Source organism: Thiolapillus sp., from assembly GCF_048562965.1.
In the GTDB taxonomy this organism is placed as follows: Bacteria; Pseudomonadota; Gammaproteobacteria; order Chromatiales; family Chromatiaceae; genus Thiolapillus; species Thiolapillus brandeum_A.
The window spans coordinates 1-582 of record NZ_JBHNMF010001523.1; the positions used below are offsets into that span (position 1 = coordinate 1).

Annotated in this window: 1 protein-coding gene; it reads right to left on the reverse strand. The window is 52.7% G+C overall.

Annotation, left to right across the window (positions count from 1 at the left end):
* Positions 1-79: 79 nt before the first annotated feature.
* Entirely contained in the window at positions 80-487 is a 408-nt protein-coding gene (locus tag ACOCD2_RS25290; RefSeq protein WP_293650968.1) for a NapC/NirT family cytochrome c, read from the reverse strand.
* Between the last annotated feature and the right edge of the window lie 95 nt (positions 488-582).

Below are 582 nucleotides of genomic sequence, written 5' to 3' on the forward strand. Positions count from 1 at the left end.
CGGCGCACCTTCGGTGGCATCAGACATGTCCATCGATTTCTCCTATGTCGTGAAATTCCAGGAGAAAGTCTGCACAGGGTCAGGTGGGGAAAACAGGTGTGGATTCTTGGGCGCTTACCTTCCACACATGTTCGGCCAGTTGCGGACGCCGGGCCTCGAACTTCTCTTTCGTGTCTATGGTGCCCTTGAGCCAGTGATAGACCTCATTGGAAGCCCGTATCTTGCGGATGATCTTCGGAATCCACTCCCTGGGTACATGGCAATCCGGGCAGGCAGCCTGCACACCAGAGGGGTTGGAAAAATGTATGGAAGTCTTGTATTCCTGATAGACATTGTCGTGCATCTCGTGGCAGGAAATGCAGAAGCTCAGGGTATTGGTCGCTTCCATGGCGGTGTTGAAACCACCCCAGAGCACCACGCCCAGCAATATCAAACCAATACTGCCCCATACTGTTCTTTTGTTGTAACTACTCACCCCTATCAGCATAGAGCTGTCCCGAAAAGGCCATTTGAATGGCGACCAGCGGATTGTATCCCTGATTTGCCATGGTCTGCAGGTAACTGGAGATGCGGCAATAGGCC